Annotated in this window: 21 protein-coding genes and 3 pseudogenes; all 24 read right to left on the minus strand. The window is 41.5% G+C overall.

What is annotated here, in order from left to right:
• Positions 1-443 precede the first annotated feature (443 nt).
• Positions 444-1,940 carry a lysine--tRNA ligase gene (lysS, locus tag PROCOU_RS09250; RefSeq protein WP_036071756.1) on the minus strand — a complete coding sequence of 499 codons (1,497 nt, stop codon included), beginning with the start codon at positions 1,938-1,940 and terminating at the stop codon, positions 444-446.
• A 139-nt stretch (positions 1,941-2,079) separates the two neighbouring features.
• Positions 2,080-3,074: pseudogene (gene dusB, locus PROCOU_RS09255) on the minus strand (tRNA dihydrouridine synthase DusB).
• A gap of 129 nt (positions 3,075-3,203) precedes the next feature.
• Complete coding sequence (gene folK, locus PROCOU_RS09260) at positions 3,204-3,683, minus strand: 2-amino-4-hydroxy-6-hydroxymethyldihydropteridine diphosphokinase (RefSeq protein WP_036071758.1); 480 nt, start codon at positions 3,681-3,683, stop codon at positions 3,204-3,206.
• Positions 3,676-4,050: a dihydroneopterin aldolase gene (gene folB, locus PROCOU_RS09265; protein ID WP_036071761.1), complete on the minus strand. Its 375-nt coding sequence runs from the start codon at positions 4,048-4,050 to the stop codon at positions 3,676-3,678. Before folB ends, folK begins: the two co-directional genes overlap by 8 nt.
• 16 nt (positions 4,051-4,066) lie before the next feature.
• Positions 4,067-4,852: a dihydropteroate synthase gene (gene folP, locus PROCOU_RS09270; RefSeq protein ID WP_036071805.1), complete on the minus strand. Its 786-nt coding sequence runs from the start codon at positions 4,850-4,852 to the stop codon at positions 4,067-4,069.
• Positions 4,853-5,617: 765 nt separating this feature from the next.
• Complete coding sequence (cysK, locus tag PROCOU_RS09275) at positions 5,618-6,541, minus strand: cysteine synthase A (RefSeq protein WP_036071764.1); 924 nt, start codon at positions 6,539-6,541, stop codon at positions 5,618-5,620.
• Between the two features lie 333 nt (positions 6,542-6,874).
• Positions 6,875-7,759, minus strand: coding sequence for an Hsp33 family molecular chaperone HslO (gene hslO / locus PROCOU_RS09280; protein WP_036071766.1), 885 nt, complete (start codon positions 7,757-7,759; stop codon positions 6,875-6,877).
• Positions 7,752-8,546 carry a type III pantothenate kinase gene (locus PROCOU_RS09285; protein WP_036071768.1) on the minus strand — a complete coding sequence of 265 codons (795 nt, stop codon included), beginning with the start codon at positions 8,544-8,546 and terminating at the stop codon, positions 7,752-7,754. Before PROCOU_RS09285 ends, hslO begins: the two co-directional genes overlap by 8 nt.
• 762 nt (positions 8,547-9,308) lie before the next feature.
• On the minus strand, positions 9,309-11,411 hold the full coding sequence (gene ftsH, locus PROCOU_RS09300) for an ATP-dependent zinc metalloprotease FtsH (protein WP_036071775.1): 2,103 nt from the start codon (positions 11,409-11,411) through the stop codon (positions 9,309-9,311).
• 323 nt (positions 11,412-11,734) lie between these two features.
• Positions 11,735-13,675: a hypoxanthine phosphoribosyltransferase gene (gene hpt, locus PROCOU_RS09305; RefSeq protein ID WP_036071777.1), complete on the minus strand. Its 1,941-nt coding sequence runs from the start codon at positions 13,673-13,675 to the stop codon at positions 11,735-11,737.
• A 115-nt stretch (positions 13,676-13,790) separates the two neighbouring features.
• On the minus strand, positions 13,791-14,231 hold the full coding sequence (locus PROCOU_RS09310; protein WP_036071779.1) for a S1 domain-containing RNA-binding protein: 441 nt from the start codon (positions 14,229-14,231) through the stop codon (positions 13,791-13,793).
• Between the two features lie 90 nt (positions 14,232-14,321).
• On the minus strand, positions 14,322-14,717 hold the full coding sequence (locus tag PROCOU_RS09315; protein ID WP_036071782.1) for an FtsB family cell division protein: 396 nt from the start codon (positions 14,715-14,717) through the stop codon (positions 14,322-14,324).
• 406 nt (positions 14,718-15,123) lie between these two features.
• Entirely contained in the window at positions 15,124-15,837 is a 714-nt protein-coding gene (locus PROCOU_RS09320; RefSeq protein ID WP_208293621.1) for a DUF2238 domain-containing protein, read from the minus strand.
• A 74-nt stretch (positions 15,838-15,911) separates the two neighbouring features.
• Entirely contained in the window at positions 15,912-16,562 is a 651-nt protein-coding gene (locus PROCOU_RS09325; RefSeq protein ID WP_077913399.1) for a response regulator, read from the minus strand.
• Positions 16,559-17,593, minus strand: a complete 1,035-nt coding sequence (locus PROCOU_RS09330; RefSeq protein WP_036071787.1) for a sensor histidine kinase — start codon at positions 17,591-17,593, stop codon at positions 16,559-16,561. The genes PROCOU_RS09325 and PROCOU_RS09330 overlap by 4 nt, the downstream gene beginning before the upstream one ends.
• A 6-nt stretch (positions 17,594-17,599) precedes the next feature.
• Positions 17,600-18,043 (minus strand): GAF domain-containing protein, encoded by a 444-nt coding sequence (locus PROCOU_RS09335; protein ID WP_036071790.1) that lies wholly within the window; start codon positions 18,041-18,043, stop codon positions 17,600-17,602.
• Between the two features lie 21 nt (positions 18,044-18,064).
• Positions 18,065-19,086 (minus strand): annotated as a pseudogene (cobA, locus tag PROCOU_RS19070) (uroporphyrinogen-III C-methyltransferase).
• The gene (gene nirD / locus PROCOU_RS09345) at positions 19,083-19,394 is read right to left on the minus strand and encodes a nitrite reductase small subunit NirD (RefSeq protein WP_051994318.1); all 312 of its coding nucleotides are present in this window, start codon (positions 19,392-19,394) and stop codon (positions 19,083-19,085) included. Before nirD ends, cobA begins: the two are co-directional and overlap by 4 nt.
• A gap of 5 nt (positions 19,395-19,399) precedes the next feature.
• A pseudogene (nirB, locus tag PROCOU_RS09350) lies at positions 19,400-21,800 on the minus strand (nitrite reductase large subunit NirB).
• 116 nt (positions 21,801-21,916) lie between these two features.
• A complete protein-coding gene (locus PROCOU_RS09355; RefSeq protein ID WP_036071793.1) occupies positions 21,917-22,354 on the minus strand; it encodes a precorrin-2 dehydrogenase/sirohydrochlorin ferrochelatase family protein in 438 nt (145 codons plus the stop codon).
• Entirely contained in the window at positions 22,351-23,061 is a 711-nt protein-coding gene (locus tag PROCOU_RS09360) for a sirohydrochlorin chelatase (RefSeq protein WP_036071796.1), read from the minus strand. Before PROCOU_RS09360 ends, PROCOU_RS09355 begins: the two co-directional genes overlap by 4 nt.
• A gap of 67 nt (positions 23,062-23,128) precedes the next feature.
• Positions 23,129-23,392 (minus strand): RNA-binding S4 domain-containing protein, encoded by a 264-nt coding sequence (locus tag PROCOU_RS09365; RefSeq protein ID WP_277619741.1) that lies wholly within the window; start codon positions 23,390-23,392, stop codon positions 23,129-23,131.
• A 122-nt stretch (positions 23,393-23,514) separates the two neighbouring features.
• Positions 23,515-25,086, minus strand: coding sequence for a putative polysaccharide biosynthesis protein (locus PROCOU_RS09370; RefSeq protein ID WP_036071801.1), 1,572 nt, complete (start codon positions 25,084-25,086; stop codon positions 23,515-23,517).
• Positions 25,087-25,124: 38 nt separating this feature from the next.
• A partial coding sequence (locus PROCOU_RS09375; protein WP_341871257.1) for a TRCF domain-containing protein occupies positions 25,125-25,694 on the minus strand: 570 nt, incomplete at its 5' end.

Raw genomic sequence — 25,694 nt, forward strand, 5'->3', positions numbered from 1 at the left:
ACTTATTCAAACACCGTGAATAAGATCCTTGCGTCACATTGACTTCGCTAGCAAATTACTTTACTAGTAGTTTTTTTTGGAAATAGCTCTCTATTTCCGCCCTGCGATTCTTACCTAGAAACATTACTGTCTCTATTGGTTTTATCTTTGTTTCTGTTCAGTTTTCAAAGGTCATTCGAGAAGCACCAAACTCGTTCGGTGACAACTCTTATATCTTACACTTCCCAGCGCTGATTGTCAAGAACTTTTTTTTGAAAAAGTTTTTTTTAACTCTTCGTTGCTTTTATCTGTTTGCTGGAACGATTACTAATATATCACGTTTTTAAGACCTTGGCAAGTCTATTTGACAAAAAAAGTTCACATTTTAAAAAAAGTTGTTTCAGCCTGGCTTTTTCGAAAGAAAACCGTGCTCTTGAAGCGTCTCAAAAACACGGCTTTTCTACTTATTCTCTTGGTTTCATTGTTGGGAATAAAAGAACATCTCGGATTGATGGTGCATTAGTCAGTAACATAACTAGTCTATCCATTCCGATGCCAAGACCTCCTGTTGGTGGTAGGCCGTACTCTAACGCTTCTAGGAACTCTTCGTCCATACTATGCGCTTCATCATTACCATGTTCGCGTTCTGAGACTTGTGCTTCAAAGCGTTGACGTTGATCGATTGGGTCATTTAATTCTGAGAAAGCATTACCGTGTTCACGTCCTACTATGAATACTTCGAAACGATCAGTGAATCGCGCATCATCTTTATTTGTTTTTGCTAGTGGCGATATTTCAATTGGATGACCATAGATGAATGTTGGTTGAATGAGCTTCTCCTCAACAAATACTTCAAAAAATTCATTCAGGATATGTCCGTATGTCATATGCTTTGTAATTGGGACATTATGTTCTTTAGCTAATGCCTGAGCTTCTTCGGTTGTTTGAACCGACCAAAAATCTACTCCTGTATATTGTTTTACGGCATCTACCATATGTAGACGTGTCCAATTAGGCGTTAAATCAATTTGATTATCACCGTATGTGATGACAGTTGTGCCGTGTAGTTTTTGGCATACTGTAGAGATTAAACCTTCCACCAATTCCATGATGTCTTCAAAATTTTCGAATGCTGCGTATGTTTCTAGCATTGTAAACTCTGGGTTATGACGTGTTGATACGCCTTCGTTACGGAATACGCGACCAATTTCATATACTTTATCCATTCCACCTACGATTAGGCGTTTTAAATGTAATTCTAATGCTATTCGTAGATAGAGTTGCATGTCTAGCGCATTATGGTGCGTTATGAACGGCTTTGCTGCTGCTCCACCTGCAATCGTGTGTAAAACCGGTGTTTCTACCTCTAAGTAACCAATGTTATCTAAATAATTGCGTGTATACTGCATGATTTTACTGCGCATTACAAATCGTTGTTGACTTTCCGAGTTTGTAATTAGGTCAAGATAGCGTTGACGGTAGCGTTGTTCTACGTCCTTTAGTCCGTGGAATTTGTCTGGTAGTGGACGCAATGATTTGCTTAACATCGTGAATTCAGTTGCTTTTACGGACAACTCGCCGGTGTTAGTTAAGAAAACAGTTCCTTTAACCCCTACAATGTCTCCCAAATCCGCTAACTTGAACATATCATAGGACTCTTCCCCGACACCATCTTTACGAATATATATTTGAACTTGATGAAAACGATCTTGAATATGCGTAAAACCTACTTTTCCTTTTACGCGTTTTGTCATGATACGTCCAGCAACAGCTACTTCTATTGCAGCTTCTTCTAATTCTTCTTTTGTTTTGCCTTCATATTGGGTTATGATTTCTTCTGGACTGATGGTACGAACAAACTTGGCGCCGAACGGATCTACGCCTTCTGCTCGTAATGTATCTAGCTTCTCACGACGTACAATTAGCTGGTCGTTTAGTTCTTCATGGTTCTCGTTGGACATATTTGACACTCCTATTCTTTTCAATTTATACAGATAGTTTCATTATACGCTCAATTGGGTTGACTTTTCTAGTTTTATTTAAAAAAAAGTTCCCTCTGTTTGTGATGAGGCAACTTCAAAACTGGATTAAAAATCAGATTTATTGATTTGCTAGAGCCTTTTCCTCGTATTGATTGACGAAACCTCTTAGAATTGCTTCCATCTCAGCGTATTCTGTTGCTTGATTTGCTGCAACTTTAGCACGCGTACTTCCGCGGGCGCCTTTTAGATAGTAAGCTGCGTGTTGCCGGAATTCGCGAACAGCAATTTTTTCGTTTTTTATGTCGATGAGACGCCTTAAATGAAGCAATGCTGTTTCAATTTTTTCACGTGGCTCTGGTTCTGGGAGAAGCTCACCTGTTTCTAAATAGTGAACCGTTCTATAAATCATCCATGGGTTGCCAAGTGCAGCACGACCAATCATGACTCCATCAGCTCCGGTTTGCACTAAGATTGCTTTCGCGTCTTCTGGCGTTTGGACGTCACCATTTGCCATGAACGGGATGGAAATATTCTTTTTAACTTCAGCCAGGATATTCCAATCTGCGCTACCTTCATACATTTGTACACGAGTACGTCCGTGCATAGCGATAGCACTGGCTCCTGCGCGCTCTGCTGCTTGAGCATTTTCAATAGCAAACATGTGCTCTGAATCCCAACCGATACGCATTTTCACGGTAACTGGTTTTTCGACAGCATCCACCACGGCAGCAACCATGTCATATACTTTATCAGGATTTAAAAGCCATTTTGCGCCCGCTTCACATTTGATTATTTTATTGACCGGGCATCCCATGTTGATGTCGATGATGTCTGCGGTTGTATTTTCTGAAACAAACTTGGCCGCTTCTACTAAGGTATTTTTTTCACCACCTGAAATTTGCAAGCTTAGCGGTTTTTTCTTTTTTCGTCGATATAAAGCATGTCGAGTGTTTTGGCATTGCGCTGTGCGATACCCTTATCGCTTATCATTTCGCAGCATACAAGTCCGGCACCGAATTCTTTGACCGTTAGACGAAACGCGGAGTTTGAAATTCCAGCCATCGGAGCAACGACAACTCTATTTTTAATAGGTACATTGCCAATTTTCCACATAAAAATGTTCCTTCCTTCTTGAAATGAAATAACCGCGGACCCCGTATTTCATGATGTCTGCGGTTTTATTTCTCCTTTAAAATAGTATTGTTATCGTAACACATCCAGCAAAAAGCGCAAGTGCCAATTTTACCAGACTAACTGGATATTTGTTTGGCGAATCCCTTGATTTCCTAAAACTTCTTCTCGCATAAGTGATGCGGTAACATCTGGTTCGATTTCCTGCAATGGAATCATGACAAATGCTCGTTCTTCCATTCTTGGATGCGGTAACTCGAGGGTTTCACTTCTCTGGGTTACACCTTCATATAGAAGTAAATCGATATCGATAAGGCGCGGACCCCAACGGATAAGTCGGATACGGCCTAGCGCAGACTCAATATCCAGCCCTTTTTGTAAAAGCGCCTCCGGATCTAGTGACGTTTGTATTGATACCGCGATATTTAGAAAAGCATCTTGGTCCTCGAAACCTACTGGGTCAGTTTCGTATACGCTTGAAACTCGGTTAATTGTTATTTCTGACTCTGCTTGCAGTGCTTTTAAAGCATTTTCTAGATTTTCTTTACGATTTCCGATGTTCGTTCCAATTGATAAATATGCTTTATTCAATTTCGCCACTCCTTGTTCGCGTTATTTCGACCGCGACAGAATGATAGTGTCCGGGAATTGGCGGGTTTGGTTTAATTACTTTGACAGTGATTTCTTTTAAAAGAGGATATCCCGCTAAAACTTTTGTCGCTATTGTTTCTGCAAGCGCCTCGATTAGTTGGAAACGATGGTTTTCAGTAATTTCTTTGACTGTTTCATAAACCTCAGCATAGCTTACTGTATCACTTACCTCATCGCTTTTTCCTGCTTTTTCAATCGATAAACCTAGTACAAGTGAAACAACAAAGTTCTGACCTAATGTATTTTCTTCTGGCATAACACCGTGATACCCATAGAAAGCTAGTTCATTTAAATAAATTTTATCCATTTTAAAAAGTTCCTCCTTATTTGTTCGGCACTTCAACGTTGCCTAAAATCGCCTCTGTCATCGCAATCATACGAGCAATCGGTTTCACATCATGCACTCGGAAAATTGTACAACCTTTTATCTGGCCATAAACAACAGTCGCGCCTGTTCCTTCCATTCGTTCGTCTACCGGTAAATCGAGCACCAAGCCGATTGTGGATTTACGGCTCGTTCCTAATAAAACTTCGTGACCGAGCGCAACTATTTCATCAATTCGTCGCAAAACTTCTAAATTCTGCTCTGGCGTTTTAACAAAACCAAAGCCTGGATCAATCAAAATATGGTGCTTTGGCACGCCTGCATCTTTGGCTATTTTGATACTTTCCTGCAAATCTTCCTTTACATTTTCAAAATAGTTATCGTAGTCGCGATCGGTACGATTATGCATTAAAATAATCGGTGCTGTGAAGGTAGCTGCTACCTTTGCTATTTCTGGATCTTTTTTCGCACCCCATTGGTCGTTAATGATATCAGCGCCCTCTTGTATTGCTGCAAGTGCCACTTCTGACTTCCAAGTATCGATAGAAATCCATACATCCGGCAAAACCTCGCGAACGGCTTTAATAGCAGGGATAACACGCTGCAACTCCTCACCTATAGATATTTCACGATGACCAGGTCTGGTTGATTCACCACCAATATCAATAATCATAGCGCCGTCTTGTATCATTTGGACAGCTTTATCTTTTATTTCTTGTTCCGTTATGTAATTGCCTCCATCCGAAAATGAATCTGGTGTAACATTCAGAATCCCCATAATCATTGCAGGATGTGACGTTTGCCATAATTTGCTCAATGAAATCACCCCTTTTTAATACTAGTATAGCATGAATTTATATATTACGAGGTCCACACACCCTTTGGAACGCAACAAAAAACCAGCGCGGAAAAGGGAGTAACCACGCTGGTCAAAAGGGAGTGTTAAGTATTCATTTTAAAAAGGGAAAAAATGAAACTTAGTTTTACTTATTGTTAGCTTATAACTGTATAATACGTGACTAAAACAAAATTTTAGTGAGTTTTGTGTTAGAAATTGATGAGAAATGCTAAAATGGGGCATTTTGCTACGAGAAAAGCTGGATTAGCTTTAGTAACAAACCTTGCTGTTCACCGGGGGCTGGGAGCTTAGCTCGATACTGACACCAATCAACAGCTTCAACAGGAATGGTCAGAGGTGCAGCGCGGAACCTTTTTTGGTTGTCACAGCACCCATGAAATTCCTGAGCATTGACCAAGAAAGAGTTGCTCTATTAGATTCAAGTACATATTGGGATTCTATTCTTGACGTGGGTTATGGATTTACATATTCACTTTACTCTAACTCTAATGCATATTGGTGTCCTAATTCAGCAATGTACGCTTCGTAGAGAACAGCAACAAAAAGACAACGCGTTGGTGACACGTTGCCTCTTCCTTTCCATCACGAGGAAGTAATGGAAATTGACTTATTTGTTGTGGTCTTACAAGTACTATATTACTGCACGCTCGCGAAATTTTACTGTGTTTTTTGTTAGAAGTTTATGAGATTTTATTCGAAATTGTATAGGGCTGTGCTTAAGTAACGTTCTCCGTTGCTCGCGACAACTGCCAACACCTTCTTACCTGCACCTAATTCTTTCGCTAATTTTAGTGCCGCAAAAATTGTTGCTCCTGATGAGATACCTACCAGTATCCCTTCTTTTTTAGCAACTTCACGTGCTGTTTCTAACGCATCCTCACTGGATACCTTGAGAATACCATCGTATACTTTCGTGTCTAATGTGTCTGGGATGAATCCTGCTCCGATTCCTTGGATTTTATGTGGAGATGGTGCATCGCCTGAGAGCACTGCGGATTCCTCTGGTTCTAATGCATATATTTTAATACCTGGATAGTTTTTCTTTAGCACATGTCCCGCTCCGGACACCGTTCCTCCTGTCCCTACGCCTGCGATAAATGCATCTAAACCGTCTTTACCAAATGCCTCAACGATTTCTGGACCTGTTGTTCGCTCATGAACGGCTGGATTCGCTGGATTATGAAATTGTTGCGGCACGAAATAACCGCGTTCCTTTGCAAGCTCGTCTGCCTTGGCAATCGCGCCTTTCATTCCATCTGGACCGGGCGTTAAAACTAATTCTGCACCGTATGCTTGAAGTAATTTGCGACGTTCTAAACTCATCGTTTCTGGCATAACAAAAATCGCACGGTATCCTTTAGCCGCAGCTACCATTGCAAGTCCAATTCCTGTATTCCCACTCGTTGGCTCAATGATTGTATCTCCTGGCTTTAGCGCACCAGACTTCTCTGCATCCTCAATCATTGCATTCGCTATCCGATCCTTTACACTACCACCCGGGTTTTGGAACTCCAGTTTTACATATACATCCGCACTTCCCACTTCTGGCAATCGATTCAGTTTCACAATAGGCGTTTTTCCGATTAAGTCCGTAATTGAGTTTACAATTTTCATTTTCTCAACACTCCTTCCCTATTCTCTCCTCTACTTTAATCAATCCCGAGTACCTTTGTCAAATTTGTTGGGACTGTTCGAATAAAATGAGTTACAGTCCCAATATGCATGTGAGTGCAACGAACATGTAATCCTTCCCGACTGTTCGAAACGAATTGAGTTACAGCAGCAATATAAGCAAGAACAAGAGCGATTAATCCTTCCCAAAACCTCCTGAAGAGAGACGCTTTCGCTCGATTTACGCAAAACGAAATTCATACCTACCTGAAAAAAGGTTTATGACACCTTGCTAATTTTTATATAAAAATGAGTTTTTCTCGATCTCTCCAACGATCATTTCGCTTCTTCGTAAAATACTTCCAACTCTGCTTCATCAAAGTGGTATTTGTTACGACAAAAATGACACTCTGCTTCAGCGCCATGATCTTCCTCAATCATTTGGCGAATTTCGTGTTTTCCTAAAGAAATAATCGCATTTCCAAAACGCTCTTTAGAACAATTACATTCAAAAACGACGGGCATTTTTTCAAGAATTTGTAGATTTTCTTCTCCACCAGCAAGCCTTGCCAAAATTTGCTCTGGCGTCTCACCTGCTTCTATAAGTCGGGAGATAGTTGGGCAATCTTTCAGGTTTTTTTCGATTTCATCAATGATCGCATCGTCAGCACCTGGTAGTAGTTGTAACATGAAACCACCTGCTGCTTCAATTGTATCATCTGGATTCACAAGCACACCTACGCCAAGCGAGGAATTAATTTGTTCAGACTTGGCGAGGTAGTACGTATAATCTTCGCCTATTTCACCGGAAACAATTGGCACTTGTCCTGTGAAATTAGTACGCAAACCGATATCTTTAACAACGCCTAGAATTCCTTCTGTTCCTACACCGCGACGAACGTCTAGTTTTCCAAATTCATTTAGTTCACTGAAATGCACATGCGGATTCGTTACATAACCGCGAATCTGACCTTGTGTATTGCTGTCTGTGATGATTGGACCAATTGGACCGTTTCCTTCTATTTTTACAGTTACTTTTTGGTCTTCCTTTTGCATCGCACCCATAAATAGTGTCGCTGTCATGGATCTACCAAGCGCTGCGGATGATACTGACCATGTATCATGACGACGCTGCGCTTCGCCTACTGCTTCTGTTGTTCTTGCAGCATAAGCACGGACATTTCCGCCATATGCTAACGCTTTTACTAAATAATCACTCACTATCATTAACTCCTTTATTATTTAATTGATTTCGCTCATATAAAATTCGTAGTCCTTTTAACGTTAAAAATGGATCTACGATATCCGTTATATCCGATTTCCCACTGATCAGCCTAGCGAGACCTCCTGTTGCAACGATTGTTGGTTCTGTATTCGCCTGTTCCTTCATCGCTCTCACAATACCTTCGAACTGACCAATAAAACCGTAATAAATCCCAGCTTGCATCGATGTGACGGTGCTTTTTCCGATGACCTTAGTTGCTTCTGTAATATCAACGCGTGGCAGTTTTGCAGCACGGTTGTATAGCGCTTCGGTCGAAATCATAATGCCAGGAGCAATCGCCCCACCGTGATAACGTGATTTCTCATCGATATAACAAAAAGTTGTCGCAGTTCCAAAATCCACGATAATTGCCGGCGCCCCGTATTCCTCGATAGTCGCAACCGCGTTAACAATCCGATCAGAACCGACCTCGCGCGGGTTATCAACTTGTAGATTGAGACCTGTTTTGATGCCAGGTCCAACAACAAGAGGTCTGATTTCGAAGTATTTGTAGCACATCGCCTCTAGAGAATGCATAATGGGCGGAACAACTGATGAGATGATAATACCCTTGATAGCTTTCGGCGAGATATCACCATATTGGAAAAAATCAAGAACCATCATACCTAGTTCATCTGATGTGCGGTGACGATCCGTCGTCATCCGCCAGTGTTTGCGTAGTTCCTTATCTTCATAAACACCAATCGTGATGTTCGTATTGCCAACATCGATGACTAAAATCATGTCACTCACCATCCTTTTTTGTGATTTTTCTAGAGTATCATAACATGTATTTAGAGAAAAGCCGAGTAATTTGTCTTTTTTTGACCAATGACACTGAAAAGCTGAAAGAGCCCGTTTAGCCTCGACAGAAATTGTTAGAGGGCGCAGTGAAAGTCTTCTTTTGACTTTTATGGAGGCCACGAAATTTCCGAGAGGCTGGCCTCTTGAAGCTGGATCCGGAGGCGCTTCACGTGATACAATTCGTGGATTACATGCTCGCTTCACTCTCCTGCATATTGAGGTTCTAAATCAGCTAACTACGCTTCTTAAGAACCACAACAAAGCTGAAACGGCCCGTTCAGCTCCGAAAAAAACTGGAGCGGCCGCAGTAAAAAGTCGCTCTTGCTTTTTATGGAGGGCGTGAAGTGTTCGAGGAGTTGAGTGGAGGAAGGCAGTTTCATTACATTCAACTGCATATTGTGGTTCTAAAAAAGCTAACGACACTTTTCAAGAACCACAACAAAGCTGGATCCGGAGGCGCTTTACATGATACAATTCGTGGATTACATGCTCGCTTCGCTCTCCTGCATATTGAGGTTCTGCTTGCTTCCGGCTTCTTATTGGTTTCCTGTTACTTCTTGCTAGGAGCTTAAGAACCGCTGATGGATTACATGTTCACTTCGTTCTCATGCATATTGAGGTTCTAAAAAGCACAATACGCTTTTTTAGAACCTCAACAAAACCAGCACACGACTTACATGTACTGGTTCTTGTTTTACTTATTCACTTTTTTTTATCATCGTTTGGTGTTTTTTCAGCATCTGGCGCTTCCTCAGTCACAACCTCTTTCGGCTCTTCTGATTCTGCGTCTTTCTCTGCTTTTTCTTGTTTATCTGCATAATCAATCTTATCGTTCTTCGCTTCCTCAGCAATCTCTTTCTTCTCTTCTTCAAAAGATTTTGGTGTTACGTCATCTTTTTCGGAAGGAAATTCTGACATTTGCTCATCAGCGTCCATTTCAGATGGTAAAACGCCATCGTCATATAGTGAACGGATTTGGCGTGCATCTAATGTCTCCACTTCAAGCAACGTTTCCGCAATAAGCGTATGTTGCTCTCTATGTTCTTCAATAATCGTTTTCGCACGGTCATAACAGAAGCGAATCAAGCTCTGAACTTCGGTATCAATTTCATATGCGATTTTATCGGAATAGTTCTTACCACTTCCAAAATCTCTGCCCATGAATACTTGGTCGTTACCTGATGCGAACTGAAGTGGGCCAATTTTATCGCTCATACCCCACTCTGTCACCATCCGGCGCGCGATTTGTGTCGCACGTTCGAAGTCATTACTTGCGCCTGTGGTTACTTCACCAAATTCGATTTCCTCGGCAACGCGTCCGCCTAAGAGACCAGTAATACGATCCATTAGCTCAGCTTTTGTCATTAGGAAGCGATCTTCTTTCGGTAACATGACAGCATAACCGCCTGCTTGTCCACGTGGAACAATCGTTACTTTGTGTACTACTTCAGCTTCATCAAGCACCATCCCAACGATTACGTGACCACTTTCATGATACGCAACAGTTCGGCGTTCTTTAACTGAAATAACACGATTTTTCTTGGCTGGACCAGCAATAACTCGATCACTTGCCTCATCCAAATCTTTCATATCGATTTCCTTCTTATTGGCACGTGCAGCAACCAATGCGGCTTCGTTCAATAAGTTCTCTAAATCGGCACCAGAGAATCCTGGTGTGCGTTGAGCAATTGCTTTTAAGTCTACACTTTTCGCAAGTGGTTTGTTGCGTGCATGAACTCGAAGTACGGCTTCACGTCCTTTAACATCTGGACGATCTACCATAATCTGACGGTCAAAACGGCCTGGACGCAGTAACGCTGGATCAAGTACGTCGGCGCGGTTTGTTGCAGCAATGATAATGATTCCTTCGTTACCGCCGAAACCATCCATTTCTACAAGCAATTGGTTCAATGTTTGCTCACGTTCGTCATGTCCGCCGCCCATTCCTGCGCCACGTTGACGACCTACAGCATCAATTTCATCAATAAAGATAATACATGGAGCGTTTTTCTTCGCGTTTTCGAATAAATCGCGGACACGGCTTGCACCGACACCAACGAACATTTCTACGAAGTCCGAACCACTGATTGAGAAGAACGGTACGCCTGCTTCACCAGCTACTGCACGGGCAAGTAATGTTTTACCTGTACCTGGAGGACCTACGAGTAAGACCCCTTTAGGAATACGTGCGCCAAGTTCGGCAAATTTGCGTGGATCTTTTAGGAAATCAACCACTTCTACTAATTCTTGTTTCTCTTCATCTGCACCTGCTACATCAGTGAAGCGGACTTTATTTTTGTCGTCATTATAAAGTTTGGCTTTACTTTTACCAAAATTCATAACTCGACCGCCACCACCGCCACCTTGTGCTTGACTCATCAAGAAGAAGAACAAGATAAAGATAATAACGAAAGGAATGATGGAAGTGAAGAACGTAATCCAGCCACTATTTTGCTTGGCAGGGACAATGTCCACCTTCACATCATTTTTGTCGGCTAAATCTGTAATTTGTGCTGTTAATTGATCGTTGGCAATCGCGTAAGTCGTGAATTTCGTTGTAGACTGATCTTTCCCAACTTTGCTATCCGTTTTTTCTGCTTTCTTCAGTTCTCCATTAATCACATAAACGCTGCGATCCGGTTGCATAGAGAATGATTTGATTTGATCGTCATTCATTTTCGTGATGAATTCATCATAGCTGATTTCTTTTGCTGACTCACTATTGTTGTTAAAAGTGGCAACGATTCCTATGATGACAAGGAAAATGATAACGTAAAATATGGCGTTTCTAAAAAAGCGATTCATTCCTTACCTCCTCCCACGTAAGAGCATGGACTATGTCTTTACATTTGGGTTCGTTCTCCCTTTTTGCCGCAAAAACTAATCCGCCTTGTGTTTCTCTCACGAAGACTTTCTATTAAAAGCATGGTTTTTTATTATTATTATTTCTCAAATAGGCATATTGAGCTAAAAACTAAGACTAATGATAGCATAACGAACTGCAATTTCCCAATGATTTGCATGTAGTTGGGTATGATTTTTTGTACTAGGAAATTTTTAACGCAGAATAGCTACCTTTGTGCCTTGTTTCTATATGGTAACAAACTTAATTCATTTTGTGAACTAAATCAATCTGCATAAATTTCTGGTTTCAAGACGCCGATGTATGGTAAATTACGATATTTCTCTGCAAAATCAAGGCCATAGCCAACAACGAATTCATTTGGAACGATAAATCCAACATAATCCGCATCAATATCAACGTTGCGTCCCTCCGGCTTATCTAGTAGCGTTACTAGTTTTACCGATTTTGCTTTGCGATATTTTAGCAAATCTACTAAATAGCTCAGGGTTCTTCCGCTGTCAATAATATCTTCCAAAATCAGTACGTCACGCCCCTCAACTGATGTGTTCAGATCCTTGATGATTTTTACTTCACCAGTTGAAACAGTACCATTACCGTAGCTTGATACATCCATGAAATCCATTTCTAGATATGTATCTACTCGTTTTAACAAATCGGTCATGAATGGTGTTGCGCCTTTTAGTACACCGATGACTAGCGGGAAGCGACCATCATACTCTGCTGTCAGTTCCTTTCCTAATTCCAAAATTTTCTCTTGGATTTCATTTTCGCTAATCAACACTTTTTGAATATCGTTGTGCATGCTTTTGTTTCCTCCTAAATTACGATGATATCTTATTATATATTGTTTTATTTCACGGCTAGGCTTTACTTGATGAACCGATGCCTGAACGCCTGGAACCCATAAAATTTCTCCTGAATAATCTGTCACAATTGGCCATGTATCACGTTTATGTTTCGGAATTTTAGCATCAATGAAAATTGATTTAAGCTTCCGTGTGCCTCCTGGCGTTTTCATCCGATCACCGTTCATTCGACCTCGTATAATGAGTGGCAACTGTATCGCATCCTGATTCACAATCATACCGTCTAACCCCGACGTCTGCACAACAGGACTCTTGGTCTTAATCCGAATCTCTGCGCCATCAGAAAGCGTCACGCGATCACCATCATACAATTGGTGATAGAAATCCCGCACCTTCTTGCTGAACTCGCCATAAAAGAAATCTAATTCCGTGTATGCGCGCCTCACAATCAAGCTATTTGGTAAATGAATCACACCTGATGGATTTGCTTCCCGGTTTAATCGTAAAATCTGATCTACGTGACCCGCCGAAATAAGCGACATGTTATCTTTGTACAGATGTTTTAATAGTAAATGAATTGTGCGTCGTTGTAAAGGTTTGGGCAGATTATTCCATTCCAGTAAAGAAAGTCTTACCTCAGTTTCGCTATATTCCGTCATATCTCGTAACGCCTGCTCTGCTAATTCATTCAAAAACTGGAAATCCTCGGTTGTTTCTTCTGAAAAACGCCTGAACTGCTCATCAACATGGAGATTTTCTTGTTTCAAAAATGGCAACAGTGCTTTGCGATAGCGATTACGGGTATACGTGTCTTCTTGATTCGTTGCGTCCTCTAAATAAGGAACTTCCTGTGCCCGACATAAATCCACAATGTCACTTTTTGTTAATGGTAAAAATGGACGGATAACCAGTCCATTGACAAATTCCCGTTTTGGTTGCATCCCTAGCCAACCAAGGTCTGAACTTCCACGAACAAGCCGCATTAATATAGTCTCCATCTGATCGTCTGCATGATGTGCCAAGACTAATTTTGTACAATGATACTTCCGCATTAGCCCCCTAAAAAAGGCATAACGGTATTTGCGTGCTGTCTCCTCAATTCCTGTTTTCTCCTGCTTTGCTAAATGCCTAATATCCAGTTGTGTCGATTCAAAATGAAGGCCATAAGTCTCACAAACGTCCGCGACAAGCTGTTCCTCATCCACGGACTCCGCGCGCAACCCGTGATTGACATGTGCCACTATAATCGACTCTTTTGGCACCAATTTCGTTTGAATCAAAAAATGAAGCAACGCCATCGAGTCGGCACCACCAGAAACAGCGACGAGCAACTGGTCATTTGGGTTGATAAGTTGATGCTTAGCTATAAACGTCATTACCTTTTCGCGAGACATCATCTGTATTCCAACCTTTCTCATCATCAAAATCAGGCAAAAAAAGGAGTTGTACCTAAGCCAAGTAAATCAGACTTTAGTTGACTTTGAACAGCTCCTATAAATTCACTATTTATGATTAGCTACGTTTCGCGCCACGACCGCCACGTTTGGACTCCGTTTGACGTTTTAAGGTAGATAAACGGTCTTCACTATCTTTTAAGAATTTAGACATCTTATCTTCAAAATTCTCTGGACGTACTGGTTCTGCAGCTTTTTTGTTGTATTTCGGTTTACGAGGTCCGTTATTATAACTTCTCTCTGGGCGTTCTGGACGTTCCGGTTGATCAACGGCTTTACGAATCGATAGGCCAATTTTGCCATCATCACCGACATTCATTACTTTCACAGTGACTTCATCGCCGACTGTCAAAATATCATTGATGTCTTTCACATAATTATCCGCAACCTCACTAATGTGAACAAGACCTGTCTTGCCACCTTCCAATTCAACAAACGCCCCAAAATTAGTAATCCCAGTAATCTTCCCCTGTAACTTGTTGCCTACTTCAATCGACATAAAACAATGCTTCCTCCTTAAAATTTCACTCTACCCTTAATTATAGCTCATATAAAAAGAGTGTCAATTACACGAAACTTTTTTCGCAAATTAATTGGACGACTCTTTCTTCTTATCGTTTTCGTCAGGAATATTGAAGATAATTTCCCCCTTCTCAGAAAGGAAATACTCACTCCTAGCCAGTTTCGCGATGTAGTCATCATCATGTAATTTGTTAATCGTGCTCTTTAGTTCTTTCTGATTTTGCGCTACTGCAAGTGCTTTTTTATCTAGTTCTACTTTCTCTGTTTCCTTGGCGTGTAGCAAACTCACTTGTTGTGAATAAACATACACCAGTCCACCACTAACAACTACCATGACAGTAGCAAGCATTAACAACCTGCGAAATAAAGCGACTCTTCTGCGTGATTGTTGTTTCTTCATAGTGGTTTCATCTTGTACGTAACGATTATTCAATTTTGTAACAGTACTCTGATCTCTTTTCACACACCATCCCTCATTTCTTTAGTGTTAATAATTAGTTACTAGTTTTAATTAAAAAGACTAGCTGTGATGCACTTTAAAAAATTGGTTCTTGTTTAGAATGATACCAATATTTCAGGCTTTTGTCCATTGGTATCCGTTATTTTGATGATCTTTTTTAAGCACATTTGTTCTATTTGTTTGCATATTTTTATTTTTTTTGTGCTTTATGGTCTGGCCATTTATTCCTAGCTTAGCTCTTTTTCTTCATGAAATATGTCATCCTTGGCATAATAGCTCCTGCAATAATGAGCAAAAATAGGCATGAAACTATCGTGAACATCACGATTCCCATAGAAAAAGTTAATTTATCTCCCAATTTCTAAAAAAAGACTTGCAACGATAATCACCACAAGCTTTCATCGTGCTATTACTTTTTCACTGTTTTTTTGAACTCAAACTTTTCCATCCATCCCTTTTTACGCTTCAAGTTCATATAGCCAATAACCGCAAAAACAAAGGCACCCAAGAAATCGACAAACAAATCTTCCATTGTATCGGTTACAGCTTCAGTCCCAGCTAATTTTGTTCCGTCTTCTAGCATCGTCTTTTGCATGTTCATACCTAGCCACCTATCTGAGGCGAATTCATAAAACTCCCAGATAACACCTAGCGTTACGGCAAAGCATATGGCAAATAGAGCTACAAATACCGGGCTTAAATTCATCGTTGTTCGCTCATCTTCATTTAGGAACGATATAACAGAAAACCCAAGCGCGCCAAGCATAGCCCCACTAAACGTATGCAAAATAGTATCCCAGTTTGGAATCAAGTAATAGAAACTTTGAACTTCCCCGAGATAAATCGAGCAGTATAAGAAAATAATAAAGACAAGATACATGTTTCCCGGGATCTCAAATTTAAATCTGCGTCCAAGGATTGCTGGTAAAAACATTGCAACAAGCCCAAGAATACATTGACTAACCATCAACGAATAATCACTACGCGTTGGTTCCCCTGCAGGCGTTCCTGTTGCTGGTGTTGTGATTACATTGTAGATAGAAAATATCAATGAGATTAATAGTGATGCAAAAACAAAAATCGCAATGATTTTTGTCCAATTCCAATTTTTAGCTTTTCTCAAATGTATTAGCCTCCTTTTCCTACGTCAATTATTCATTATAATAACATTTTTCATAAAAGGAAAGTTTAAACTTTTTATAGATCAATTAGGTTCTTTTTAATTGCGTATTTTACAATTTCGGCGCGCGTAGAAAGATCGAGCTTGCTCATAATGTTTGATTTATGTGTTTCGACAGTTTTTACGGAAATACATAGTTTATTTGCAATTTCTTTATTTCCGTAGCCAAGCGCGATAAGAGGCAGCACTTCTTGTTCGCGATTGGAGAGTTGGACATAAGAATTGCTGACTTCCTCGCCATTATTGTGTGCCAAAAATTGACGAACGAGAGCCGTCGTTACTTTCGGATAAATGTATGTTTCTCCTTGTTGCAAAACACGGATAGCATCTAGTAGCTCTTCGTCTTTAGCGTTTTTTAGAATATAACCAGTTGCACCTAGTTTTAAAGCTCGGAACAAGTATTCTTCATCGTCATGCATCGTCAAAATAAGTATTTTAGTGAAAGGAAAGTTTTCCTTGATTCTTTTGGTTGTAACTAATCCATTTTCTCCCGGTGGCATGCTTAAGTCCATCAAAATTACGTCCGGCGTATGGCGTTCGGTTTCGAGATAGGCCTCCAAACCATCTGCGGCATCAGCTACTACAGTCATATCTTCTTGTGAATTGATAACGAAGGAAAGACCACTTCTAACTACAGCGTGATCGTCTACAACGAGTACCTTAATCATATTGATTTGCCCCCTTTTGCTTCGATTGGTATCCTGACAAGCACTTTTGTTCCTTTATTTGGCTCGGAGCGCAAGTCGAATTCCCCATGTAAAAGTTCTACGCGTTCCTTCATGTTCAGCAAACCCAAGCCACTGCCTTCTGCGGTGAAATGATTTGGCAAAAAGCCAATACCTTGATCGTTAATTTCCAGTACAATCATTTGTTTTGTTTTGAAAAGATAGACTTCGATTTCATCCACATCAGCATACTTAGCAGCATTTGTGAGCGCTTCTTGGGTAACGCGATAAAGCATCGTTTCCACACTTGCCGAAAAGCGCGTACCGTATAGCTCGGAAACGAAGACAACATGGACACCAAAGAGTTGCTCATAGCGCTTAAAATAGGCTTTTAATGCCGCAAAAATTCCGAGGTCATCAAGTGCCGATGGACGTAGTTCTACAGCCATGTTGCGAATATCTTCTAGCGTCGTTGCAAGCATCGAGTCCATCTCGGAAATACTTGATTCGTAATCTTCTTTTTTAGTCATATATTTAATTTTGCGAAGTTCAATTAGCGTGCTGAAAAGTCCCTGCGCCAATCCATCATGAAGCTCTCTAGATAACCGCTTCCTTTCATTTTCCTGCGCATTGATAACATATTCAGTCATTGTTTTTTGCTTCAAAAGTTGCTCGGTTTGTTGCTGTTGCGTTAAGTTTCGTAAAAGAAGAAGACTAATTCCGGCAGCCTCATCAATCAGCGTATAACTCGCGCTAAACGGGATGTTCTCGCCACTTTTCACGTTCAAGAAAATTTGAAAAGCTTCGTTATCTACTCGTTTCCGCAAAGAACAACCGAGACATGTGCGTTCTTCGAAAATCGAAGTATAGCCGCCACAATATGTACAAAAATCGCCTAGATTCACCTCGTATTGGCTCAGTAAGCGATTTGCTGCAGGGTTAGATGCAATGATTTCACTTTTATCTCGTAGCAAAAAAACGGCATCGCTCATCTGTTCATAGGCCTTCATAAATAGTTCTGATGTAACTTCCATTTCGCATCATTCCTTTGTGGCTAGTAGGTTTTGTTGCATTTTGTCGGCAATTCCTTGCAAGTTCATAATCACCGGCTCTTTAATTTGCGTGACTTTCCGGTAACCCCCGAGCATCACACCAATTACTGCATCTTCTGACATGATTGGAACAGCGATGATGCTCACTAAATTTTCGGTAAGCGCAATCGGATACTCTTGAAGTGGCGCAAATCTGTCATTTTTTAAGTCTTCGGAAACCATTGGTCGTGCAGTTCGCCAAACGATACCTGCAATACCTTTCCCAATTTGGAGAACAATTTTTTGATAACGTTGATTCCGGTTACCAGCGACGTATTTCCAGCGGATTTCTTTTTGCCCATTTGCTGCAATCGCAGTGGCAATGCCGACAAAGTCTAATCCCAGCTGCAACCTAATATCGATTAGTTCATTAACTATATCTTGCTCTTTCATTGGCTTCTCGCTCCTCCTTAACTACCCCTCTAGAATAACATGTGTTGGGTCGTTTTGGAATATGTGAAAGGTTTCATTTATTCCTAATCGATCTAATTCTCCTTGAAAAGTTAGAGTCGAAGTTCTATTATGCAAAATGACACCATCCCATTGTTGCTCAGATAAGGCGCGAGTAGTAATGTCATCGAATCTTGCATCATTAGCAGGAAGTGCATAGACGTGGGCGCCAAGCTCAGTATATTCGCATAACTGGTCGAATGTAAAGCCGTTTTCATTTGCTAGTAGATAGCGCTTGCCAAATAGCGGCATCTGTTCAAACCAAGACGTGGCCTCACGTTCTTGGACAACGTTTCCGACAATAATCATAGCTGGATTCGCCACCGTTGTTTTTGCTAGTTCGGATTCAATAGTTGCAATAGTTCCTATCAATACTTTTTGGCATCCAAGTGTTCCCCATTCGATGATTGCAACCGGGAGTTCTGCAAGATTTGATTGCTTGCTGATTTTTTCGCAAATACGCGGTAGGTTTTCGATACCCATGTAAAAGGCTAGTGTGCCACCGAGCGCGAGTGTCGTCATATCAATTTCTGTGAGAGCATTATTTTTCTGATGACCTGTCGCAAAAGTTACGTGCCCATTATGGTCGCGATGCGTTAGGGGAATTCCCCATAAATTGCCGCTGCGGAACCTGAAGTAATTCCTGGAACGACTTGATAGGTTAATCCTGCGTCTGATATAGCTTTCATTTCTTCACCAACACGTCCAAAAATAGCTGGATCTCCACCTTTGAGACGCACTACTTTTTTACCTTGTGAGGCATTCGCAATGATTGCAGCATTGATTTGTTCTTGACGCATGATGTGATGATGTGGTAATTTCCCACAATATAGAAATTCAGCATCTTTTTTTGCTAAATAGAGTAGCATCGGATTGACAAGTCGATCATAAATAATGATATCTGCAGTTTCTAAGTGGCGCCGGCCTTTTAGTGTCAGGAGTCCTGGATCGCCTGGGCCCGCTCCAATGAGGTAGATGTTCGTCATGCGTTCGTTACCAAATAGATTTTTCCATTTTCGACTAACGTCTCATAGGTTTTAACGCAACCATCATCAGGCGCTGCGACCAGGCCAGTTTCTAGTGAAATTTTATAGTCATGGAGCGGACAGAAAACGTCGGTTCCAGATACGGTGCCTTCTGCCAATGGTCCATTTTTATGTGGACAGCGGTTTTCAATGGCTTTCACGTTGTCATCAGATAGTCGAAATAATGCTATTTTAGCGCCATTCATGATTATTTCACGCCCAATGAGTGGCGTCAAACTTTCTAAATCTGCTATATAGCTCTTCTTCATCGCGGTCACACTCTTTCTACGTGATATAGTTTTTGTTTTTCATCGTCTTGTAAAACTTGTTTCCATGGGTCAGCCCGACCAGCAAGTACCTCATCTAGTGTAGCTTTCAGTTTCGCTTGTTCGATTGGATCTAAAATGATGTTGCTGACATGCTCCATGCCCATTCGTTCGAGCCACGGCGCAGTTCGCTCCATATAAACGCCTGTTTCACGGTAATATTGGATGAAGGCGCTACAAATGTCGAGCACTTCTTGTTCCGTCGCAACGGTGGCTAAGAGCTGTGCTTCTTTGACTTCTGTCCCACCGTTTCCACCGATGTAAATTTGGTAGCCATTTTCCACGCAGATAATGCCGTAATCTTTGATGCCTGATTCGACACAGCTTCTTGGGCAACCAGAGACACCCATTTTAAATTTATGTGGCGTGTCGACAAATTCAAATTGGCGTTCTAGCGCTTCGCCGAGTGCAAGTGCATCTTGTGTACCGAAACGACAAAATTTCGAGCCGACGCATGATTTAACGGTACGTAATGTTTTTCCGTACGCAAAACCGGAACGCATGTCAAGTTCTTTCCAAATTTTTGGCAGGTCTTCTTTTTTTACTCCGTATAGGCCGATGCGTTGTCCACCTGTCAATTTTAGTAATGGGATATCGTATTTTTCAGCAACTTTGGCGATTTTTATGAGCTGTTGTGGATCTGTTTGGCCTGCATACATCCTTGGAATCACCGAATAAGTGCCGTCATTTTGAATATTGGCATGCAGTCTTTCGTTAACGTAGCGACTTTCTGGTTCATCGGCATGTGTCTGTGGGTAAATCATGTTGAGATAATAATTGAGCGCTGGGCGACATTTCGAGCACCCTTCTGGATTACGAAACGCTAGCACATGGCGGACTTCTTTTGCGGTTTGTAATTGTTTTGAGCGGATTTGAATGATGAGTTGGTCGCGTGTGAAGTCTGTACACCCGCAAATGCCGGCTGGTGCGGCGCTTACAAAATCATCACCGAGTGTGTGTTCCAGAATGTCACCAATGATAGGTTTACATTTCCCACACGAACCACCTGCTTTTGTGTGTGCCGTTACCTCGCCGATTGTTGTGAGGCCTTTACCCGTGATTGCGCGTGTAATATCGCCTTTTGTAACACCATTACAACCACATACGGACTCATCATCAGGCATTTCGGCAACGCTCATACTTTCGGATTCACCCGATTTGTGAAGTAGTGAAACAAGTGTGAAATCGGTTAGTTCTTCTTCTTTTTTTTAGTAGGTTATAGAGCCTGCTACCTTCTGTTGTATCCCCATAAAGCACAACACCAACTAGTTTTCCATCGCGCATGAATATTTTTTTGTATTTGTTTTCAATGCTGTTAAAAATAGTGACACCTTTAATTTCGGCATTTTCTTTAATATCACCGGCTGAGAATAAATCGCAACCAGAGACTTTGAGCTGGGTGAACATTTTGCTACCACGATATCCTGTATTTTCGATATCGCATAAGTAGTCTGCGAGCACCTTGCCTTGCTCATAAAGTGGCGCTACGAGGCCGTATGCGATTCCATTATGCTCTGCACATTCTCCAACAGCAAAAATGACTGGGTCAGCGGTTGTCATAAAATCATCGACTATGATGCCACGCCCAGTTGGTAAGTTGGCGTGCCTAGCTAGCTCGATTTCTGGTTTGATTCCGATTGCCATCACAACTAAATCTGTTTCGATCTGCGAACCATCTTTGAAGGCAAGGCCAGTGACACGTGATTTGCCAAGAATTTTGGAAGTAGCTTTTTGCATGAGGAATTTCATGCCTTGTGCTTCAAGATCTGCTTTTAAAAGTTCACCTGCTTTAGCGTCAAGTTGGGTTTCCATCAGCCAGTCTGCAAGGTGGATCACCGTTACATCCATGCCTTGATCAAGGAGCCCACGCGCTGCTTCCAAACCAAGTAGGCCACCGCCAATGACAGTCGCTCGTTTGTATTTCTGAGAGATTTCAATCATTTTTTCGGTATCAGCAATAGTTCGGAAACCGAGAACACCTTCTAAGTCTGCACCTGGGATTGGCAAAATGAAAGCGCGTGACCCGGTCGCTAGAATAAGCTTGTCATATGTTAGGTTGCGTTTGGTAGTTGTAACCGTTTTGGCAAGCCTGTCGATTAAGATTGCTTGTTCATTCGTATGTAGCGTGATGTTGTTGGATGTGTACCAAGTTTCGTCATTGAGAATAATTTCTGGGGTTGTCATTTTGTTTTGTAGAATATTCGATAGCATAATGCGATTGTAGTTCGGATATGGCTCATCCCCGATAATGGTGATGTCGTATTTGTCTGGATTGCGGTCTAGAATTTCTTCGATTGTGCGTACACCAGCCATCCCATTGCCAATCATGAGTAATTTTTGTTTCGGCATATGTTTCCCTCCTGTTTATATGTGAATAATTGAACAATTAATTGTAAGATTAGATAGTCTAATTATACAGGGAGTGGCCTACTTCTAGTATGAGGGAAAACACTGAAAAAAGCGCCTCAAATATCAGCGCTGTGTTTTAAATTTTGGAGGATTTCTGTCGCGCGAGCTGGATTCTCTCCACTTGTAGAAATCGCGATTAGATGGTCTTCTTGATGAAATGTTGCCATGTTGAAAAAGTCTGATCTAGACTTGTCAGTGCAGTCGTTAATTAGTTGATGCGTGGCTATATCCTTAGTGATTTTGGTATTAACTGCCGGATCATTCGTACAGCAGAAAATGAGAAATGCTGTTTTTATATGTGAAGAGTGGTATTTTTCTTGGATTCGGTGTACAGCCATCTGTTGTAACTCTTCTGTGAATGACGGAGCGACGACTGTGATGTTAGCTCCTGTCATAAGAAGACCTCGCGCTTTTCTAGTTGCAATTTTACCGCCACCGATGATTGTAACGTTTTTATCAGTTAATCGTAGTAGCAATGGATAGCCATCGTTCATGATTGCGCCTCCTCGATTTTGCGAATCACTGCGGCTGCTAGTTGTTTGTCTAGCTCGAGGCAGCTAGTTTCATAGAAATCCGAGTTAATTTCAGTGATTCCTGCCCGAATTTTATCAACAAGCTGGCCTGTAAAAAGAAAGTAGGGCATCCAGTAAACCGGGCTCTTTATTCTGCCTAGCTCCGCTGCAATCTGCTTGTAGTTCGGTTCACCGTGGAGCATGCCGAGTTTGACTTTAATGCCAATCTCTGCGCTTAGTTTAGTCACGACATTTTCCATCTGATTTCGCGGTTCGTTGTAGGATGCACTTCCATGAGCGATGACCAAAATTGTTGCGTTAGGGCTGGGCTTAGCATCACGAATGCGCGTGGCTGCAACCTCAACTGTTTCTAACTCTGCGCCAAATGTGTCGGCAATGTAGAACTTCACGCTCGGATGCGCAGATTGTAGCCTAGCAACATGTTCTGGAATGTCTTTTGTTGCGTGCATCGCAGGAAATAAAAGCATCGGCATGACTGTAATCTCCGTTGCCCCTTCTGCAATCATTGCTTCACCGACGAGTGGCAGAGATTCATCTTCTTTTTCTAGAAAAGCAATTTCTTGGCAGGATTCCTGTCTTTTCTGCATTATCTCTGCGACAAAAGCGCGAAATTCACGGTTTTTCTCGGATAGGCGGCTTCCATGGGCAACATATAAGATAGCTTTCATTGTTTCCCTCCTTGAACGTGAAAAGAGAGCTTGAAACCTAACATGCGTCTCAAACTCAGATTTTCATTTATTCTTCATCTTTGCGTTCTTCTTTTAAAATCGTGTACATCTCTGTTGCGACTTCTTTACGGGCATTTTCTTCTAAACGATCAATGCGTGCTGTCACTGTTTTTTGTCCGAATTTGATAACAAGTTCGTCCTCTACTTTAACGTTTGTGCCTGGTTTGGCAACAACACCATTTACCGAAATACGGCCTTTTTCAGCGACTTCTTTTGCGACTGTACGCCGCTTGATTAGTCGGGATACTTTTAAAAATTTATCTAAACGCATAGTTCCTGCCATTTTCATCCATCCTTTGTTTGTAAAATTTATCTTTATCTTCGCACGATTAACGTAAAATTGCAACTATACCAGTCAATTTCGCCGAATTCGATTCAATGAAAAGCAAACTGTTATCTTTTGTGAATTTTATTGGCAAGCCACAGTAACTTTGATCCAAATGGCATATAGATGATGTCACGGGTCGTGAGTAATTTGAATTGGATAATGCAATATAAAAAGATAATGCCCCCAATCAGAGCGCCGAATAGGGCTTGGATTGCGCTTCCTGTTCGGCTCATGAGCGGCCAAATTACTTCCCACGTTATCGGAATAATAATCATTAACATGAACGCGAGTAGCGCCCAACCAATCATATTTTTGCGGATCAACGGGACTGGTAGTTGGCGCTTGAGCAGGATGTAACAGATGATAAGTGTTGTCGCAAGACCGGTGACGGTAGACCATGAGGCGCCGTATGTTGTAAATCGTGGTACAAGGATTGCATTTGTAGCGATTTTGACGATAAGTCCGGCGCATACTGCAACAGCAGGGCCTACCATATTGCCAAATCCTTGGAGAATGCTACTCATCGTTACGATTAGAGAGCTCAAGAATAGGGAGAGAATGAAAATTTGTAGGACGCCGGTTCCTGCTGCGGTTTCGAAAAGCATTTGGTTTGTTGGACGCATGATTGCGATAAGACCTAGTGTTGCTGCTCCCGATAGTAGAATAGTGAGCTTGATGATAAGCAGGACAGAGCGGCGTAATTCCTTTGTTTCTCCACGCGATTTTGCGGACGTAATCATCGGTACAATGGCAAGGGCAAGACCCATGCATAGAACCAAACCTAGTTGTAGCAATGGCTGACCGCGATCATAAATTCCTTTTAAGCTTTTTGCCGTAGTAGCATCGATTCCGGATTCACGCATAAGGCGGTAAACTTGGAACGAGTCTAATAGCTGAAAGAGAATCAGCATAGCGCTTGTAGTACAAACGGCGATACTCTGTGCTAAGAAGCGCTTGACGAACTTCCCGTTTGCCCATTTTTTCGTGAGCCTAATTTTCTCAGGCTTTTTGCGCCAATAGAAATAAAGTAGTGTGCCAAGTGCTCCTAATCCGCCAATAACAGCGCCACTCATTGCTACAGCACCTGTCATATAGAGGTTCCAACCAAGCGCGGCGGCTCCAGTTGCTCCTGCGATAATAATTATAACACGCACAAGTTGTTCGATAGTCTGTGAAACGGCGGTTGGAATCATCTGTTCATGACCTTGGAAAAAACCACGAAAACTAGCTAAAAACGGCATTAATAAGAAAGAAAAGCTGATGACACGAATCAGGATGGTTAGATGAACATCGCCCATAACGCGAGCGATAAATTCGGCTCCAAAGAAAATCATGAGGAAAAAAACAAGCCCCACACCCATCATGACCTGTAACGCCGATTGAAAAATTTCTTCGCGTTTCGTAACATTTTCTTCTTCGGCAACCAGTCGCGAAACAATAATTGGAAAACCCGCCAAAGCTAACGTCATCGCAATCCCATAAATAGGATAAACTTGCTGAAATATGTAAAAGCCAATATCCCCAACCATGTTCTGGAAAGGGATACGGTAAACCGCACTAAGTATTTTAGACAGCAATGACGCAAGCGTTAGCCAAACAGCACCTTTCATTAAGTTCTTCATTGTTTTTTGAGCCATCTGTACGCCACCGCCTTTTCTAAAGATTAGATGTTCACTTATTCTGCACTCGATTCTGAAACTTCTTTTTTCGCCTCTGAAAGTTTGTCCGTCAAAGTTTTCAAATCAAATAGCCATTCTTGAAGTGGTTTCTTGCTGACGTTAACCGTAATTCTAAGTTGCTGGCCATCCATGCCAACACCAATCTGGCGACCATATTCGCCAATAACCTGCATCACCATGTCGCCACGCATATTTTGCGTTCCATCTTCAGAGAACTGAATCGTAATCTTCTCAGCATCTTGTTTTATAGACTCAATACCAACACGCATCGCATATACTTTTAGTTCAGTAATCATGAATAAATATTCCACTTGCTCTGGGTAGTCACCAAATCTATCCATCATATCCGAACGCAGTTCTTCCAAATCATCCATGTCAAGAACAGTCCGGAATCGTTTATACATCTCAATCTTTTGGCGTCCATCTTGAATATAATGCTCCGGAATATAGGCATCAACCGTGATATCAATCTCCACAGGCACAATTTTTTCATGCTCTTCTTTGGGCTGACGTGCCGCAATTGCTTCTTGCAACATTTGTGAATATAAATCGAAGCCGACCGAATC

The sequence above is a fragment of the Listeria rocourtiae FSL F6-920 genome, from assembly GCF_000525975.1.
In the GTDB taxonomy this organism is placed as follows: Bacteria; Bacillota; Bacilli; order Lactobacillales; family Listeriaceae; genus Listeria_A; species Listeria_A rocourtiae.

What these genes read in the sequence shown, in the direction of transcription:
- lysS (WP_036071756.1), bottom strand. Translation starts at nt 1,940, where the DNA reads ATGTCCAACGAGAACCATGAAGAACTAAACGACCAGCTAATTGTACGT.
- folB (WP_036071761.1), bottom strand. Translation starts at nt 4,050, where the DNA reads ATGGATAAAATTTATTTAAATGAACTAGCTTTCTATGGGTATCACGGT.
- folP (WP_036071805.1), bottom strand. Translation starts at nt 4,852, where the DNA reads ATGATTATGGGGATTCTGAATGTTACACCAGATTCATTTTCGGATGGA.
- cysK (WP_036071764.1), bottom strand. Translation starts at nt 6,541, where the DNA reads ATGAAAATTGTAAACTCAATTACGGACTTAATCGGAAAAACGCCTATT.
- PROCOU_RS09285 (WP_036071768.1), bottom strand. Translation starts at nt 8,546, where the DNA reads ATGATTTTAGTCATCGATGTTGGCAATACGAACATCACGATTGGTGTT.
- ftsH (WP_036071775.1), bottom strand. Translation starts at nt 11,411, where the DNA reads ATGAATCGCTTTTTTAGAAACGCCATATTTTACGTTATCATTTTCCTT.
- hpt (WP_036071777.1), bottom strand. Translation starts at nt 13,675, where the DNA reads ATGATGTCTCGCGAAAAGGTAATGACGTTTATAGCTAAGCATCAACTT.
- PROCOU_RS09310 (WP_036071779.1), bottom strand. Translation starts at nt 14,231, where the DNA reads ATGTCGATTGAAGTAGGCAACAAGTTACAGGGGAAGATTACTGGGATT.
- PROCOU_RS09325 (WP_077913399.1), bottom strand. Translation starts at nt 16,562, where the DNA reads ATGATTAAGGTACTCGTTGTAGACGATCACGCTGTAGTTAGAAGTGGT.
- PROCOU_RS09330 (WP_036071787.1), bottom strand. Translation starts at nt 17,593, where the DNA reads ATGGAAGTTACATCAGAACTATTTATGAAGGCCTATGAACAGATGAGC.
- PROCOU_RS09335 (WP_036071790.1), bottom strand. Translation starts at nt 18,043, where the DNA reads ATGAAAGAGCAAGATATAGTTAATGAACTAATCGATATTAGGTTGCAG.
- nirD (WP_051994318.1), bottom strand. Translation starts at nt 19,394, where the DNA reads ATGAAGAAGAGCTATATAGCAGATTTAGAAAGTTTGACGCCACTCATT.
- PROCOU_RS09355 (WP_036071793.1), bottom strand. Translation starts at nt 22,354, where the DNA reads ATGAACGATGGCTATCCATTGCTACTACGATTAACTGATAAAAACGTT.
- PROCOU_RS09360 (WP_036071796.1), bottom strand. Translation starts at nt 23,061, where the DNA reads ATGAAAGCTATCTTATATGTTGCCCATGGAAGCCGCCTATCCGAGAAA.
- PROCOU_RS09365 (WP_277619741.1), bottom strand. Translation starts at nt 23,392, where the DNA reads ATGCGTTTAGATAAATTTTTAAAAGTATCCCGACTAATCAAGCGGCGT.
- PROCOU_RS09370 (WP_036071801.1), bottom strand. Translation starts at nt 25,086, where the DNA reads ATGGCTCAAAAAACAATGAAGAACTTAATGAAAGGTGCTGTTTGGCTA.